The following is a 1119-nucleotide window of genomic DNA, read 5'->3' as shown; positions in this document are numbered from 1 at the left end:
GCCGGCGTGGTCACAGATCGTGGCCGACCCGAACGCGCCGGGCCGCCAGCGGCCCACGGTGCTGTCGGCGGGCAACGGCGTGGCGCTGGTCAACATCCAGACGCCCAGTGCGGCCGGCGTGAGCCGCAACAGCTACCGCCAGTTCGACGTGGGCGCGCCGGGCGCCATCCTCAACAACAGCCGCGGCGAGGCGCAGACCCAGCTCGGTGGCTGGGTGGGTGGCAACCCCTGGCTGGCCACGGGTGGCGCGCGCATCATCCTCAACGAAGTCAACTCCAGCGACCCCAGCAGGCTCAAGGGCCCGATAGAAGTGGCCGGCCAGCGCGCCGAGGTGGTCATCGCCAACCCCTCGGGCATCCAGGTCGACGGCGCGGCCTTCCTCAACGCCAGCGGCGTCACGCTCACCACCGGCACGCCCGTCTTCAACGGCGGCGCGCTCGATGCCTACCTCGTGCAGCGCGGGCAGGTCAGCGTCGAGGGCGCGGGCCTGGACACACGCGACGCCGACGCCACTGCCATCCTCGCGCGCGCCACGCAACTCAACGCCGCGCTCTGGGCGCAGCGCCTGAAGCTCGTCAGCGGCGCCAACACCGTCGACGCGGCCAGCCAGCTGCCCACGGGCGCGGCCCCGCCCACGGGCGACGCCCCCGCGTTCGCGCTGGACGTGGCCGCCGTCGGCGGCATGTACGCCGGCCAGATCCAGCTCATCGGCACCGAGGCCGGGCTGGGCGTGAACAACCAGGGGGTCATCTCCGCCGAGGGCGGCCCGCTGCAGCTGCGCGCCGACGGCTGGCTCGTCAACGCAGGCCGCCTGCAAAGCGAGGGCGAGCTGCAGGTCCAGGCCAAGGGCGTGGACAACGCCGCGGGCGCCGTCATCGTGGGCGAGCGCGTGGGCCTGAGCGCCGAGGCCGTCACCAACGGCGAGGGGGCGGTCATCGCCGCGCGAGGCGATCTGTCCATCCAGGCCCGTGAATCCATCAGCAACCGGCGCGGCGGGCTCATCCTCAGCGGCGCGGACATGGCCCTCGCGGCCGATCGCATCGAGAACCGCAGCGCGCGCATCGAAGCCCTGGGGGAGCTGGACGTCAAGGCCCGCGTGCTCATCAACGCCAACGAGCA

Annotated in this window: 1 protein-coding gene; it reads left to right on the top strand. The window is 73.3% G+C overall.

Annotation, left to right across the window (positions count from 1 at the left end; genetic code table 11):
- The coding region (locus DY262_RS21490) for a filamentous hemagglutinin N-terminal domain-containing protein (RefSeq protein ID WP_147326304.1) at positions 1–1119 on the top strand (1119 nt) is incomplete at both ends.

Source organism: Hydrogenophaga borbori (genome assembly GCF_003417535.1).
In the GTDB taxonomy this organism is placed as follows: Bacteria; Pseudomonadota; Gammaproteobacteria; order Burkholderiales; family Burkholderiaceae_C; genus Hydrogenophaga; species Hydrogenophaga borbori.
Note: the sequence above shows the minus strand (reverse complement) of the source record. Positions and strands in the feature narration are given on the sequence as shown.